Below are 14,517 nucleotides of genomic sequence, written 5' to 3'. Positions count from 1 at the left end.
GTACGCTTACAAATGCAGCAACTCCCGATAGAGTTCAATTCCGGATGAATACTGTCTCCGGCTGCCGCTCACGGCTGCGTGATGGGCTTCGTTATTTCGGCCGCCGGCAATTGTAGGCCTTGCGGAAGCCCGCAGCCTGGGCGTCATCCTCCGAGCAGAACCAACGGTCCGGCTTGGTGGTCGCGGGGTAGCTCGGGCAGCCCCGCAAATGGTAGATGCCGATATTGCCGGTGACGCGCGCGCGCACCGCAAGCTTGCCCTTGATGCCACAGCTCGGCGGCATCGTCAGATCCTCGGGAAACAACACCGCGCGAATCTCCTTGTCGCGGTCGGCGCGGCAGGCGGCGCCCAGGAGCGCGCCGTCCTTCTTGCCGGTGCGGAATTCCTGCGGTGCAACAAAGCAGCCCTTCCAGATTCCGGCCGAGGTTGATTTCGCGTCGGCCGCGGCCGACTTGACGTTCGCCTTGACCGGCTCGCGGGCAATGGCATAGCCGAGCTTGACCAGCTGCTCGTTCAAGCTGGTCTTATCGCCCTCGGCCGTGCAGATCGCGCGGTGCCGCTTGCCAAAGCTCTTTTCCGGTCCGACATCGTCGCAGCGCACGGATCGCTTGCCAATCAGCTTGGCGAGCTGGTCGCGGGCCTCGATGCCGCAGGTCCAGGGATCGGCGTGATCGTCGATGCAGACCTGGTCCAGCTCGGGTGCGTCGACGCCGTCGAGGCGGTAGGTGACGTCGCCGAGCTGGATGGCGTTGCCGTCGCGGACCGTCGCGGCGGCGGTCAGCGCGGAGGCGGGGCCGGAGGTGCCCAGAAATCCGGACAGGGCAAGAAAGGAGACGAGCGCAAAAGCGCGGGCGCTGGCAAAGGATTTTCGGAAGGACATAAGGTCTCGCTATCGATGGCTCGTGCGCCTTGTTCCTAGCATCCGGATGTGGCGATACCAATGGTCTGCGCCCCGGGAAGTGCGACATTCCGGCCTCGTGGCTTTACTCGGCCGTAGCTCTGATCCTATCGTTCGCCGGCCTTGCGGAGCGGAGGCCGAATCGCCCGGGAAGCGGCGAAGGGAGGAAAATTTCGCGATGAAAGACCCCGTGGACGTCCTGATCATCGGCGCCGGCGCTTCAGGCGCGGCGGTGGCGTGGTCGTTGGCAGAGACCAAAATGCATATTCTCTGCCTGGAGCAGGGCGGCTGGATGAACCCGGCGGAATATCCCAGCACGGGCCGGGACTGGGAGGCCAAGTTCTACGGCGAGTGGTCGTCCAGCCCCAACGTCCGCGGCCGGCCCGAGGACTATCCGATCAACGACGACAATTCGCCGATCAAGGTCGTCAACTACAATGCGGTCGGCGGCTCGACGGTGATGTACACCGCGCACTGGCCGCGGCTGCATCCCTCCGATTTCAAGGTGAGGACGCTCGACGGCGTCGCCGAAGACTGGCCCATCGACTACGACGCGCTGACCCCGTTCTTCGAAGAGAACGACCGGATGATGGGCACGTCTGGCCTCTCGGGTGACCCGCTCTCACCGCTGACGCATCCGCCGATGCCGCCACAGCCGATGGGATTGTCGGGCGCGATCATCGGCAAGACCATGAACAAGCTCGGCTGGCACTGGTGGCCGTCGGATACGACGGTCGCGACCATGGACTACGAGGGCCGCGCGCGCTGCATCAATCTCGGCCATTGCACGCCGGCCTGCGCGCAGGGTGCGAAGTCCTCGACCGACATCACCTATTGGCCGCATGCGGTCCGCGCCGGCGTCGAACTGCGTACGCACTGCCGGGTGCGCGAGATCACCACCGACGAGAACGGCATGGCCACGGGCGTGGTCTATTACGACAAGGACGGCGTCGAGCAGTTCCAGCCGGCGCATGTCGTCATCATCGCCTGCAATGGCGTCGGCACGCCGCGGCTGCTGCTGAACTCAGCGTCGAACCGCTTTCCGAACGGGCTTGCCAATTCGTCCGGCCTCGTCGGCAAGAACCTGATGTTCCATCCCTATGCGCAGATCTACGGCTATGTGAAGGAGCCGACCGATAGCAACCGCGCGCCGCCGACCTGCCTGTGGAGCAAGGAATGGTACGACACGGACCTGTCGCGCGGCTTCGTCCGCGGCTACGGCGTTCAGTTCGTGCGCGGCGCTGGGCCGGTGTTCGAGGCTGTCGTCAGCGAGCAGAAGGGGATCCTGCCGTGGGGCGCCGATCATCACCGCGTCTTCCGCAAGCTCAACGGCCACCGGCTCGGGTTTTCCGCGATCTGCGAGGACCTGCCAGAGGAGCATAACCGGGTCACGCTCGATCCGGTCTTGAAGGACGGCCACGGCATTCCCGCGCCGAGGATCGACTACACGATCAGCGAGAACAGCCGCAAGATGATGGAGCATGCGCTGGCGCGCGGGCGGGAGATTCTCGAAACCGCGGGGGCGAGCGACATCTGCGTCAACTCGCCGATCCCGTGGGGCGGCTGGCACTTGCTCGGCACGGCACGCATGGGCACCGACCCGGAACGCTCCGTCGTCAACGAATGGGGCCGCTCGCACGACGTGAAGAATCTCTTCATCGTCGACGGCAGCATCTTCGTCACGTCGGGCGGGGTGAACCCGACGTCCACCATTCAGGCCCTCGCGCTCTACATCGCCGATCAGATGAAGCAGCGCCTCGCCAATTTGTTCGATTGAGGCCGCCATGTCCGCAGACAATCAACTGACACGCAACCAGCGCGACGACCTCCGCGCTATCGCCGCGATGATCGTTCCCGCCAGCGATGAGTACAAGGTGCCCGGCGCCGACGACCCCGCGATCCAGGCCGACATGCTGGCGACGCTCGGGCGTGACGCCAAACTGGTGGCGGCGGCGCTGGACCATCTGGCGCGGCTCGCGGGCCGACCGTTCGCCGAGCTCGATGCTGCCCGGCGCGATGCGGTGGCGCGGGAGTTTCGCAGTTCCGGAGGTGCGGCTGCGGCCACGCTCGTCCGCGTGGTGCTGCAATGCTATTACCGCGACGATCGGGTGCTGCGCTCGCTCGGGCTCGAACTACGCGCGCCATTTCCCAAGGGCTATGTGCTCCCGGAGGGAGACTGGTCGCTGCTCGATCCGGTCAAGGCAAGGGCAGGCACGCTGCGACGGGCGCCCTAGCCACCTGGGCAGTCCAGCCTTGCGCCCCGGGCGGGTCCCTTGCGCCTCGCGGAGCAGGCCACCATCTGTGTGAGCCTCAAGGACTCCTATCATGCTGGATTTCACCTCAGATACCGTCGATGACGCCGCGTCATCGCGAACGGAAACGGCCGCTCCGGTCGATGACCGGGCCCTGCTGGACGCCTATTCCAATGCCGTGATCGACGTGACCGACCGCGTCGGTCCTGCCGTCGTGCGCGTCGAGACCGGACCGAAGGTGCCGAACGGCCGCGAGCGCGGCGGGCTCGGCTCGGGCATCGTGATCTCGCCGGACGGGCTCGTGCTCACCAACAGCCACGTGGTCGGCTCCTCAAAGGAGATCCGGCTGCGCGACGTCGAGGGCCATGTCGGCGACGCCCGGGTGCTCGGCGTCGATCCCGATACTGACCTTGCGCTGCTGCGCGCCAACGGTGTGCGGGACTTGCCCTATGCGGCGCTCGGCAATTCCAAGACCTTGCGGCGCGGCCAGCTCGTGATCGCGATCGGCAATCCGCTCGGCTTTGAATCGACCGTCACCGCCGGCGTGGTCTCGGCGCTCGGGCGCTCGATCCGCTCGGTCAGCGGCCGTACCATCGAGGACGTGATCCAGACCGATGCTGCGCTCAACCCCGGCAATTCCGGCGGCCCGCTGGTATCGTCGAATGCCGAGGTGATCGGCATCAACACGGCGATCATCAATGGCGCGCAAGGGATCTGCTTTGCGGTCGCCAGCAACACCGCGCAATTCGTGCTGTCGGAGATCATCCGCCACGGCTATGTCCGTCGCGCCTATATCGGCGTGGCCGGCCAGACGGCGCCGATCCCGCGGCGGCACGCGGTGCTGGCCGGCGTCGAGAACAAGATGGGCGCGCTGCTGGCGCAAATCGAGCCGGACGGACCGGCGGCGAAGGCGGGCCTGTTGTCCGGTGATGTCGTGATCGGCCTCGACGGCGTCGAGATCAACGGCGTGGACGATCTGATCCGCGTGCTCGACCGCGACCGGATCGGCCGGCGGCTGGCCATGGACGTGCTGCGGCTCGGCCGCCTGCGGGCGATCGATATCGACCCGGTCGAGCGCAAGCCGGCGCGCTAGCGTGTGGCCGCCCAAGCGGAGTATGACGGTGTCATGCCTCGCCTCGGGAACCCCGCCGCATGATGCCGGCGCATGAGACCTACGATGTCATCGTCGTCGGCGCCGGCGCCGGTGGCATGACGGCCGCGGCCGTCGCCGCCGCTGAAGGCCTGCGCGTGCTGGTGATCGAGAAGACCGCTTTCGTCGGCGGCACCACCGCATGGTCCGTCGGCATGGTCTGGATTCCCGCCAATGCCAAGATGAAAGAGGCGGGGCTCTCCGACAGCGTCACGGACGCCGTGCAATATTTGTCGAACACGGTGCCCGAGCCCGCCAATGCGGGCCTTCGCGCCGCCTTCCTCGCGCGCGGACCGGAGGCGGTCGCCTATCTCGAAGCCAACACGCAAGTGCGCCTCCAGCCGGTGAAGGCCTGTCCGGACTATTATCCGGAGCGATTGGGCGCGACGCCGGGCGGGCGCGTGCTCGAGCCGGTCGTCTTCGACGGCACGCGGCTGGGCGCGCATTTCGCGCGGCTGCGCGCGCCGCTGCCGGAGTTCACGCGGTTCGGCGGGATGATGGTCAACCGCCGCGACATCCCGCATCTGCACCGGGTTGGAAAATCACTGGGCTCGACTGTTCGCGCGGCGCGGCTGGTTTCGGAGTATGCGTGGCAGCGGCTGCGGAGCCCGCGCGGCACGACGCTGCATCTCGGCAATGCGCTCGCCGCGCGGCTGTATGCCTCGCTGCTGGCCCGCCAGGTCGAGATCCTCTTCAGCGCGGACGTCGAGGATTTGTCGATGCAGGGCGAGCGCGTCGGCGGCGTGGTCATCCGTCACGGCGCGCGCGATCGGCTGATTGCCGCGCGACGCGGTGTGGTGCTCGCGACCGGAGGCTTTTCGCACGACGCCACCTTGCGCAAACGCTTCTTCCCACCCGCGGCCGGCTTCATCTCGGCGACCCACACGTCCGCTACGGGCGACGGGCTCCGCCTTGCGACTGCAACCGGCGCAGCGCTCAATACGGATGCGACGAGCCCGGCCTATTGGGTGCCGGCCTCGCTGTTCCGGCGCGCCGATGGAAGCCGAGGCGTTTTCCCGCACACCGTGACCGACCGCGCCAAGCCCGGCGTGATCGCGGTCAATGCGGCCGGCCGGCGCTTCGTCAACGAGGCGCTGTCCTACCATGAGTTTGTGCTCGCGATGCTGCGCGATGGGGACGGCGAACCGGACCGGCCGTTCTATCTGGTCTGCGACCGCCCGTTCCTGTGGAGCTACGGACTTGGCCGCATCAAGCCGTTCACGCGCAGTGTCCGGCGTTATGTGGCGAGTGGGGAGTTGGTCGAGGCCGCTGATATCGCGCAGCTCGCAGCGAAGATCGGCATCAAGCCGTCTACACTCGCGGCGACGATCGCGAGCTACAATTCCGATGCGAAGGAGGGCCGTGATCCGGAATTCGGTCGCGGCAGCACCATCTATCAGCGACATCTCGGTGATATCAGCCACAAGCCGAACCCCTGCGTCGCGCCCATCCTCTGCGCGCCGTTCTTTGCGATGCGGATTTATCCGGCGGATCTCGGCACGGCGATCGGCATGAAGGTGGATGCCCAGGCGCGCGTGTTGCGCGAGGACGGCACGCCGGTTGCGGGGCTTTACGCCTGCGGCAACGACATGGGCTCGATCATGAACGGCAATTGTCCCGGGCCGGGCATCACGCTCGGTCCGGCACTGACGTTCGGGTACATCGCGGGGCGGCATCTGGCGGAGGGGAGTGTGGCCGGGGCGAGTACGGCCACAGCGTTGGTCTAGCCGTCACCACTGCCGTCATTGCGAGCGCAGCGAAGCAATCCAGATTTTTTCCGCGGTGGCGGTCTGGATTGCTTCGTCGCAAGGGCTCCTCGCAATGACGCGGAGAGAGCTTGCACCTCCGACAGCTACTCCGCTGCCGCTGCAAACCGGCTGTTCTCCAGTTCCGCTTCCAGCCGCGCCTTCTCCGCCGCCGCCAGCTTGATGTTGGCTTCCTTGACATGACCGAAGCCGCGGATCGTCTCCGGCAGCCGCGCGAGCCTCGTCAGCAGCGGGATCTGCTCCGCCTTCAGCCCGGAGATCCGCTGATCGATCATGCCGAGATAATCCGCGACCAGCTTCCGCTCGGTCCGACGCTCCTCGGTACGGCCGAACGGATCGAACGCGCCGCCGCGCAGGAATTTCAGCCTGGCGAGGACGCGGAAGGCATGGATAATCCAGCCGCCGAATTCCTTCTTCTGGAGATGTCCGGTGGTCTTGTCGCGCTGTGCGAAGATCGGCGGGGCCAGATAGAACTTCAGCTTGAAGTCGCCGTCGAATTTCTCCGAGACCTTCTTGGAGAAGCTGCCATCGGTATAGAGCCGCGCGACCTCGTACTCGTCCTTGTAGGACATCAGCTTGAACAGGTTTTTCGCGACGGCCTCGGCCAGCTCCGTGGACGCGGGCGAGGCAGCTGCTTCCGCCTTGCGCACCTTGGCGACGGCGGCGAGGTAACGGTCGGCGTAGTCCTTGTCCTGATAGCCGGTCAGAAACTCCGCGCGCGTCGCGATGATGTCGTCGAGCGACTTCGTCGGCGCGGATGCCCGGCTCCTGAATTGCAGCACGCTGCGCACCCGCGACATGTCGTGGGCGGCGAGGCGTCCCCAGGTGAAGGCGAGCTTGTTCATTTCAATCGCGGCGCCGTTGATCTCGATGGCGCGGAGCAACGCGTCCAGCGATAGCGGGATCGCGCCCTTCTGGAAGGCGAAGCCGAGCATGAAAGGATTTGTCGCAATCGAATCGCCCATTAGCGCGGAGGCAATGCCGGTGGCATCGATGATGTCGAGGTTCTTATCGCCGACGGCATCGCGCAGCACCGTCTGCATCGCGCCCATCTCGAAATCGAGATCGGGGTTTTGCACGAAGCTCGCAGTCGGCTGCAGGTCGGCGTTGACATAGGCCTTGGTCACGCCGCGCTCGGCGCGGCTGAGTGCGGAGGGACCGGCCGAGACGATCATGTCGCAGCCGAGGATGACGTCGGCACCGCCGGTGGTGATCCGGACCGCGGAGATGTCCTCCGGCTTCGCGGCGATGCGTACATGGCTCATCACGGCGCCGTTCTTCTGCGACAGGCCGGTGAAGTCCAGCGCCGAGCAGCCGCGGCCGTCGACATGGGCGGCCATGCCGAGCAGCGCGCCGATGGTGATGACACCGGTGCCGCCGATGCCGGTGACGAGGATGTTGTAGGGCGCATCCAGCTCACGCGCGGGTGGCAGCGGCAGGTCGGCAAACAACTGGCCTGAGTCCACCGCCGAGGTCTTGATCCGCTTGAGCGTGCCGCCGTGCACGGTGACAAAACTCGGGCAAAACCCCTCGACGCAGGAAAAGTCCTTGTTGCAGTTCGACTGGTCGATCTGGCGCTTGCGGCCGAACTCGGTCTCCAGCGGCTGCACCGAGACGCAGTTGGACGCTTGCGAGCAGTCGCCGCAGCCTTCGCAGACGAGCTCGTTGATGAAGGCGCGCTTGGCGGGATCCGGATACAGCCCACGCTTGCGGCGGCGGCGCTTTTCCGCGGCGCAGGTCTGGTCGTAGACGATGACCGTAAGGCCCTTGATGTCTCGCAGCTCGCGCTGCACGGCGTCGAGCTCGCGGCGGTGATGGACGGTCGCGCCTTGCGGGAAGTAGTTGGCTTCAGGGTATTTGGTGGGATCGTCTGAGACGATCGCGAGGCGCTTGACGCCCTCGGCCCAGACCTGGTGCGCGATCTGGGCGACGTTGAAGGCGCCCTCGGCCGGCTGGCCGCCGGTCATCGCGACGGCGTCGTTGTAGAGGATCTTGTAGGTGATGCTGATGCCGGCGGCCGATGCCGCGCGAAGGGCAAGTAGTCCGGAATGGGTGTAGGTGCCGTCGCCGAGATTCTGGAAGATGTGCTGCTCGGTGGTGAAGGGCGCTTGTCCGATCCAGTTCACGCCCTCGGCGCCCATATGCGAGATCAGATCGGTGCGGCGGGTCGGCATGCTCAAAGCCATGCCGTGGCAGCCGATGCCTGCCATGGCGCGGCTTCCCTCGGGCACGCGCGTCGAGGTGTTGTGCGGGCAACCCGAGCAGAAGAACGGCGTGCGCGCGAGCTTGATTTGCGCGGAGGCCGGAACAGGAGTGTCGAACGCTTCGAGCCGGGCGAGGCGCTGCTCCAGCACCGGGCTGTGGTGGCCGAGCTTGCGCAGCCGCGCCACCAGCGCGGATGCAACGAGGGTCGGCGTCAGCTCGCCCTCGCTCGGCAATAGCGGTGCGCCGCGCTCGTCGCGTTTTCCCGTCACGGTCGGGCGCTTGGACGCATCGATATTATAGAGGATGCGCATCAGCTGGTCTTCGATGAAGCCGCGCTTCTCCTCGACGACCAGCACGTCCTGAAGTCCTTCGGCGAAGCGCTTGGCCCCGCTTTCCTCAAGTGGCCAGGTCAGTGCGACCTTGTAGATGCGCAAGCCCAAATCCTGCGCGTCCTTGTCGGTAATGCCCAGATCGGCCAGCGCCTGCCGCAGATCGAGATAAGCCTTGCCGGTCGCGACGATGCCGAGGCGTGCCGGTCTGGAGTCGAGCACGATGCGGTCGAGCTGGTTGGCGCGCGCAAAGGCCTGCACCGCCGCCATCTTCGGGCCGAACAGGCGCCTCTCCGCGTCGAGCGGCGGATCGGGCCAGCGGATGTTGAGGCCGCCGGGCGGCATCTCGAAATCGTCGGGGAGCCTGATCCGAATGCGTTCGGGATCGCTGTAGATCGAGGCCGAACTCTCCACCGTCTCGCTGATCGCCTTGAAGCCGACCCAGCAGCCGGAGAAGCGCGACAGCGCAAAGCCGTAGAGGCCGAGATCGAGATAGTCCTGGAGCGTCGCCGGATTGATGACAGGGATCAGCGCCGCCGCGAACACCTGTTCGCTCTGGTGCGCCAGTGTTGAGGATTGGCAGCCGTGGTCGTCGCCGGCAAGCGCGAGCACGCCGCCATTGAGCGAGGTGCCGGCGGCATTCGCATGCTTGAGCGCGTCGACCGAGCGATCGACGCCGGGCCCCTTACCGTACCAGATGCCGAACACGCCATCGACCTTGGCGCCGGGAAACAGGCCGACCTGCTGGCTACCCCAGACGGCGGTCGCCGCCAGGTCCTCGTTCAGACCGGGGACGAAGGCGATGTCGTGCTGCTGGAGGTGTGACTTCGCGCGCCACAGTGCGTGGTCGTACATGCCGAGCGGGGAACCGCGATAGCCCGAAATGAAACCGCCGGTGTTGAGGCCCTGAAGTCGGTCGCGTTCGCGCTGCAACATGGGCAACCGGACCAGGGCCTGCGTGCCGGACAGGAAGATCCGCTTCGATTCGAGCCGGTATTTGTCGTCCAGCTCGACCTGCATCAGCGTCATTTCAGAAGTCCTCGTCTTTTGTTTCGGCTCTTATTCGACTTGGGGTTTGCGCTGCGGGAGGGAGGAGCGGCTGCGCGACGCGAATTGTGACAGTCAAAGGCATGCGCAGACGAAGTCAATATCGCTCACCGCATCCGTGGCGCTCCTGCTGGTCATGGCTTGCTCACGGAGAACACGATGGCTGCAAGCGCGTTCAATACCGAAATCACGGAGACGGCTGAGGCGCTGATCGGGCCATGGCACCACCCGCGACTGATGCTCCACGCAGATGTATTGCGCGGCATGGCCGATATCGTTGGTGCGCCGACAGCCCTCGACAGACATCTTCGCGAACTCAAGCCGCTGGTCGACCCCGTGATCCTCAAGACCTGAAGGTCGCTTTACATGGCGACGCTGAAGGCCTCTTGCGCGCCTTATGGGGAGCAGAATCGGCAGCTGTGAAGCGGGTCGCTAACGCCACGTTCGTCACTCCGGGGCGCATGTAGCGCGAGCCCGGAAATCCATTTCACCGCGTGTTTAGCCGCCCGATGGCTTCCAGGTTCGACGCTTACGCGTCGCCCCGGAATGACGACGGAGAGCGCTCATCCTTTGGGCAAATGCACGTCGCAAAGCCGCCGCACAGCGAATAAGCAGACCCCGGCTTTTCCAATAACGTTCTGACAGTGCAGTGAATTTTCCTGCGCCGTCGGCTCAACTCCAATTGTACACAATGGCATGGCGCTTGCAGAACTCCTGAAGAGAGAGTTCTCGCGGGGGCCTTGAGTCATGTTGAGCTCAACCAAGCCGACACTGGGTGTCATCAGCGCCGAGCCGGAGCCGGTCAAGCTCGACTGGCCCGCCACCGCGCTCCTCATCATCGACATGCAGCGCGACTTCATGGAGCCCGGTGGCTTCGGCGAGACGCTGGGCAACGACGTCAGCCAGCTCGCGCGCGCGGTGAAGCCGATCGGTGCGGTGCTGAAGGCTGCGCGGGATACCGGCATGCTGGTGATCCACACGCGCGAGGGCCATCTGCCCGATCTCTCCGACGCGCCGCCGGCGAAAGTCGAGCGCGGCGCGCCATCCTTGCGCATCGGCGACCCCGGTCCGATGGGACGCATTCTCATTCGCGGCGAGGCCGGCCACGACATCATCCCGGAGCTCTATCCGCTCGACAGCGAGATCGTGATCGACAAGCCCGGCAAGGGCGCGTTCTACGCCACCGAGCTCACCGACGTGCTGGAGAAATACGGCATCGAGAATCTGCTGGTGTGCGGCGTTACCACCGAAGTGTGCGTCAACACCACCGTGCGCGAGGCCAACGACCGCGGCTATCGCTGCGTCGTCATCTCCGACGGCTGCGCGTCCTACTTTCCTGAGTTTCACGAGATGGGCCTGAAGATGATCAAGGCCCAGGGCGGCATCTTCGGCTGGGTCGCAAGCTCAGCCGCGGTTCTGGAGGCGATGAAGATTTCCACATCAGCGTAGGGGCATCACGATGAGCACAGGCACGACGGGGACGGCCGGCACCTCCGAGTTCAAGCCGGCACTATGGACACCGGGCGACTGGAACGCGTTTTTCGGCTTCGGCACCAACATCCTCGTCAACATGCTGGTGCTCACGGGCCTGTTGCGCTTCGTGCTGAAGATGCCTGACAGTCTCGTGTTCGGCCGTATCCTGCCCGCGCTCGGGTTGATGATGTGTCTCTCCACCTTCTACTACGCATACCTCGCCTATCGTCTGGCGCAGAAGACCGGCCGCAACGACGTCTGCGCGCTGCCTTCGGGCGTCAGCGTGCCGCACATGTTCATTGTCACCTTCGTGATCATGCTGCCGATCACGATCAAGACCGGTGATCCGCTCAAGGGCTGGTCGGCGGGCCTGGTCTGGGTGTTCTTCCAGAGCTTCATCCTGATGATCGGCGGCTTCATCGCGCCCTTCATTCGAAAGATCACGCCGCGCGCGGCGCTGCTTGGCACGCTCGCCGGCGTCTCCGTCACTTTCATCTCGATGCGGCCGGCGCTCGAAATGTACATGACGCCACAGATTGGCCTGGTCTGCTTCGCCATCATCCTGGTGAGCTGGTTCGGAGGCGTGAAATATTGGCGCGGCATTCCCGCCGGTCTCGTTGCGATCGCGGTGGGCATGGTCATCGCCTGGGGCTCGAACCTGTTCGGCCTCGGTCTCGGCGGTCTCAGCGTCAAGGGCGTCGGCGATGCCTTCGCAAACTTCGGCTTCTCGGTGCCGATCCCGGCGGTAGGCTATGTCTTCTCCGGCTTCGAATTCCTCGGAATCATCCTGGTCACCGCCATTCCGTTCGGCATCTATGATCTCGTCGAGGCCATGGACAATGTCGAGAGCGCGGAAGCGGCCGGCGACGAATATCCGACCACGCGCGTGCTCACCGCCGATGGCGTCGTCAGTCTGATCGGCTGCCTGATGGGCAATCCCTTCATCAACGCCGTCTATATCGGCCATCCCGGCTGGAAGGCGATGGGCGGGCGCATCGGTTACTCGGCCGCGACCGGCATCATGGTGGTGGTGCTGGCCTGGTTCGGCATCATCTCGGTGCTGCTGGCGCTGGTGCCGGTGGTCGCGATCTCGCCGATCCTGCTCTATATCGGCATGCTCATTGGCGCGCAGGCGTTCCAGACCACGCCGGTCAAGCACGCGCCCGCGATCGTGCTGGCGCTGACCCCGCATCTGGCGGCGTGGGCCAAGCTCCAGATCGACACGATGCTGGGCTCGACCATGAACGCGGCTGCGAGCGTCGGCGGAATGGCCGCCGACAAGGCCGACGCTGTCAAGGCTGCCGCGATCGCCGCGTTGCCGCAGCAGGGCGTGTTCTATCACGGACTCGAAGTGATGGGCGGCGGCTCCATCCTCGGCGGCCTGATCCTGGGTGCGATCGGCGTCTTCATCATCGAGCGCGACTTCGAGAAAGCCTCGGCATTCGCGCTGGTTGGTGCGGTCCTGACCTACTTCGGCTTCATGCACGGCGAAGCCGTCGGCATCGGTGGCGGCTTTGGCGTCACGCCCGCGGTCGCGTTCGCCTATGCCGTGATGGCGGCAGGGCTGTTTGCAGCCAGCAAGCTCGGTGCGAGCGAGCCCTACATGCCGCATGCGGACATGCATGCGGCACCGGCGGAGTAGCTACCCGCCCTTGACGGCACCAGCGGTGAGCCCGGCGACGATCTGTCGCTGGGCGAACACCGTGAGCAGCAGCACCGGGAGGGTGACGATCAGCGCGGCGGCGGCGAGCGGCCCCCAGCTCAACTGGTCGAACGAGATCATGTTGTAGACAGCGACCGGCAGGGTCCGTGTCTCGCGTCCGGCCAGCACGATGCCGAAGACAAAGTTGTTCCAGGAGAAGATCACGGCCAGGATGAAGGCGACCGCGATGCCGGGCTTGGCGATCGGCAGCGCGACATGGCGGAAGACCTGCCAGCGCGTGGCGCCGTCGATGAGGGCTGCTTCTTCCAGCTCCATCGGCGTCGTCTCGAAATAGCCGATCATGATCCAGATCACGATCGGCACCGTGACCACCAGGTGGATGATGATCTGCGGCACCAGCGTGCCGAGCAGTCCCAGCCACTGGAACATGAGAAACAGCGGGATCAGATAGGATAGGCCCGGCGTGATGCGGGCGATTAGGATCACGATCGCGGATTTGTGCGCGGCCATCCGCGCGATGCCGTAGCCGGCGGGGACACCGACAAGCAGCGCAAGCAACGTCGCACTGCCGGTCACGATCAGGCTGTTGATGAAATAGGTCAGGAAGCGATTGGAGGCGAGCACGTCGGCATAGTTCTTCCAGGCGACATGCTCGGGGAAGAACACGGGCGGGTAGGCGGCGTTGTCGATCTCGAATTTGAGCGACAGCGACAGCATCCAGAGGAAGAACAGGATTGCCGGGGACACGATGACGAACACCGAGAACCACAGGCCGATCTTGCCGATGATCTGACGTGGGGTCATGTGCCGCTCGCGATCTCGGTCCACAGCATGCGCTGGCGGGCGTAGAGCATCACCGCGGCAAGCAGAACGATCAGCAGGAAGAACACGACCGCAATCGCCGAGCCGTAGCCGAGGTCGTAATAGGAGAAGGCGACGCTGTAGAGATAGATGTTGATCGTCTCCGACGCCGATCCCGGTCCGCCCTGGGTGATTGCGAAAATGATGTCGAAGCTCTTCACGGCGTCGATCATGCGGATCATGCCGGCGATGAACAGGAACGGCATGATCAGCGGCAGGGTGATGAAGCGGAACACCTGCCAGATGCTGGCGCCGTCGATCTGTGCACTTTCGTAAGGCTCGGTCGGGATCGCAGCGAGGCCGCCGAGCACGATCAGCATGACCAGCGGCGTCCATTGCCAGGTCTCGACCAGCACCAGCGAGGGAATGACGGTCGCGGGATGAAACACCCAGAGCTGCGCTGGGATTCCGACCAGTGACAGCAGATAGTTCAGCACGCCGAGTTGCGGGTGGAACATCATGGTCCAGACCAGCGCGATCGCCACCGGCGTCGCCATCATGGGCATGATGAAAACGCCGCGCAGAAAGCCGCGGCCGGGGAATTTCTGGTGAAACACCACGGCCGCAAACGTGCCGAGCACGAGCGGCAGCAGCACGGAGAGTGCGGTGTAGACCACTGTATGTCCGATCGCCTCAATGAAGCGGGGATCGCTCGTCAACCGCAGATAGTTGGACAGTCCAACGAAGGTGGTCGCCGAGCCGACCTTCCACTCGTTCAGGCTCATCCAGATCGTGAAGACCCACGGGAAGATGATGATGGCGAGCACGACGATGAGCGCCGGCACCACGAACGGCCGGTACGACGGCGGCCGCAACTCCTTCTCCGGCGCGGCATCTGACGGTGCCGCTGCCGGATTAGCCTGTATGATCGCA

The 14,517-nt window shown here is 65.1% G+C and carries 11 protein-coding genes; 7 read left to right on the top strand and 4 right to left on the bottom strand.

What is annotated here, in order from left to right:
* Nucleotides 1-91: 91 nt before the first annotated feature.
* Entirely contained in the window at nt 92-880 is a 789-nt protein-coding gene (locus AC0L27_RS02965; RefSeq protein ID WP_354056721.1) for a thermonuclease family protein, read from the bottom strand.
* A gap of 196 nt (nt 881-1,076) precedes the next feature.
* Between AC0L27_RS02965 and AC0L27_RS02960 the strand changes: the two genes are divergently transcribed.
* The 4 genes from AC0L27_RS02960 to AC0L27_RS02945 all read left to right on the top strand — a co-directional run bounded on the left by AC0L27_RS02960 (nt 1,077) and on the right by AC0L27_RS02945 (nt 6,027).
* Complete coding sequence (locus AC0L27_RS02960; RefSeq protein WP_354207301.1) at nt 1,077-2,675, top strand: GMC family oxidoreductase; 1,599 nt, start codon at nt 1,077-1,079, stop codon at nt 2,673-2,675.
* Nucleotides 2,676-2,682: 7 nt separating this feature from the next.
* Nucleotides 2,683-3,132, top strand: a complete 450-nt coding sequence (locus AC0L27_RS02955) for a gluconate 2-dehydrogenase subunit 3 family protein (RefSeq protein WP_354207299.1) — start codon at nt 2,683-2,685, stop codon at nt 3,130-3,132.
* A gap of 91 nt (nt 3,133-3,223) precedes the next feature.
* Nucleotides 3,224-4,243, top strand: a complete 1,020-nt coding sequence (locus AC0L27_RS02950; protein WP_354207297.1) for a S1C family serine protease — start codon at nt 3,224-3,226, stop codon at nt 4,241-4,243.
* A 59-nt stretch (nt 4,244-4,302) separates the two neighbouring features.
* On the top strand, nt 4,303-6,027 hold the full coding sequence (locus AC0L27_RS02945) for an FAD-dependent oxidoreductase (RefSeq protein WP_354207295.1): 1,725 nt from the start codon (nt 4,303-4,305) through the stop codon (nt 6,025-6,027).
* 125 nt (nt 6,028-6,152) lie between these two features.
* Here AC0L27_RS02945 and AC0L27_RS02940 read toward each other — a convergent pair whose 3' ends face one another.
* The gene (locus AC0L27_RS02940) at nt 6,153-9,629 is read right to left on the bottom strand and encodes an indolepyruvate ferredoxin oxidoreductase family protein (RefSeq protein WP_354254017.1); all 3,477 of its coding nucleotides are present in this window, start codon (nt 9,627-9,629) and stop codon (nt 6,153-6,155) included.
* A gap of 177 nt (nt 9,630-9,806) precedes the next feature.
* On the opposite strand from AC0L27_RS02940, the gene AC0L27_RS02935 reads away from it, so the two are divergent.
* From AC0L27_RS02935 to AC0L27_RS02925, 3 genes are all read left to right on the top strand, one after another.
* On the top strand, nt 9,807-10,001 hold the full coding sequence (locus AC0L27_RS02935) for a hypothetical protein (RefSeq protein WP_354207291.1): 195 nt from the start codon (nt 9,807-9,809) through the stop codon (nt 9,999-10,001).
* A gap of 393 nt (nt 10,002-10,394) precedes the next feature.
* Entirely contained in the window at nt 10,395-11,096 is a 702-nt protein-coding gene (locus tag AC0L27_RS02930; RefSeq protein ID WP_354207289.1) for a cysteine hydrolase family protein, read from the top strand.
* A gap of 10 nt (nt 11,097-11,106) precedes the next feature.
* Complete coding sequence (locus AC0L27_RS02925; RefSeq protein ID WP_275170381.1) at nt 11,107-12,762, top strand: regulator; 1,656 nt, start codon at nt 11,107-11,109, stop codon at nt 12,760-12,762.
* Here AC0L27_RS02925 and AC0L27_RS02920 read toward each other — a convergent pair whose 3' ends face one another.
* Nucleotides 12,763-13,587, bottom strand: a complete 825-nt coding sequence (locus AC0L27_RS02920; protein ID WP_018457162.1) for a carbohydrate ABC transporter permease — start codon at nt 13,585-13,587, stop codon at nt 12,763-12,765. It lies immediately after the preceding gene.
* Nucleotides 13,584-14,513 carry a carbohydrate ABC transporter permease gene (locus tag AC0L27_RS02915; protein WP_473317951.1) on the bottom strand — a complete coding sequence of 310 codons (930 nt, stop codon included), beginning with the start codon at nt 14,511-14,513 and terminating at the stop codon, nt 13,584-13,586. Before AC0L27_RS02915 ends, AC0L27_RS02920 begins: the two co-directional genes overlap by 4 nt.
* Between the last annotated feature and the right edge of the window lie 4 nt (nt 14,514-14,517).

Source organism: Bradyrhizobium sp. Ken51 (assembly GCF_055807435.1).
This window is presented reverse-complemented; position numbering and strand designations above follow the sequence as displayed.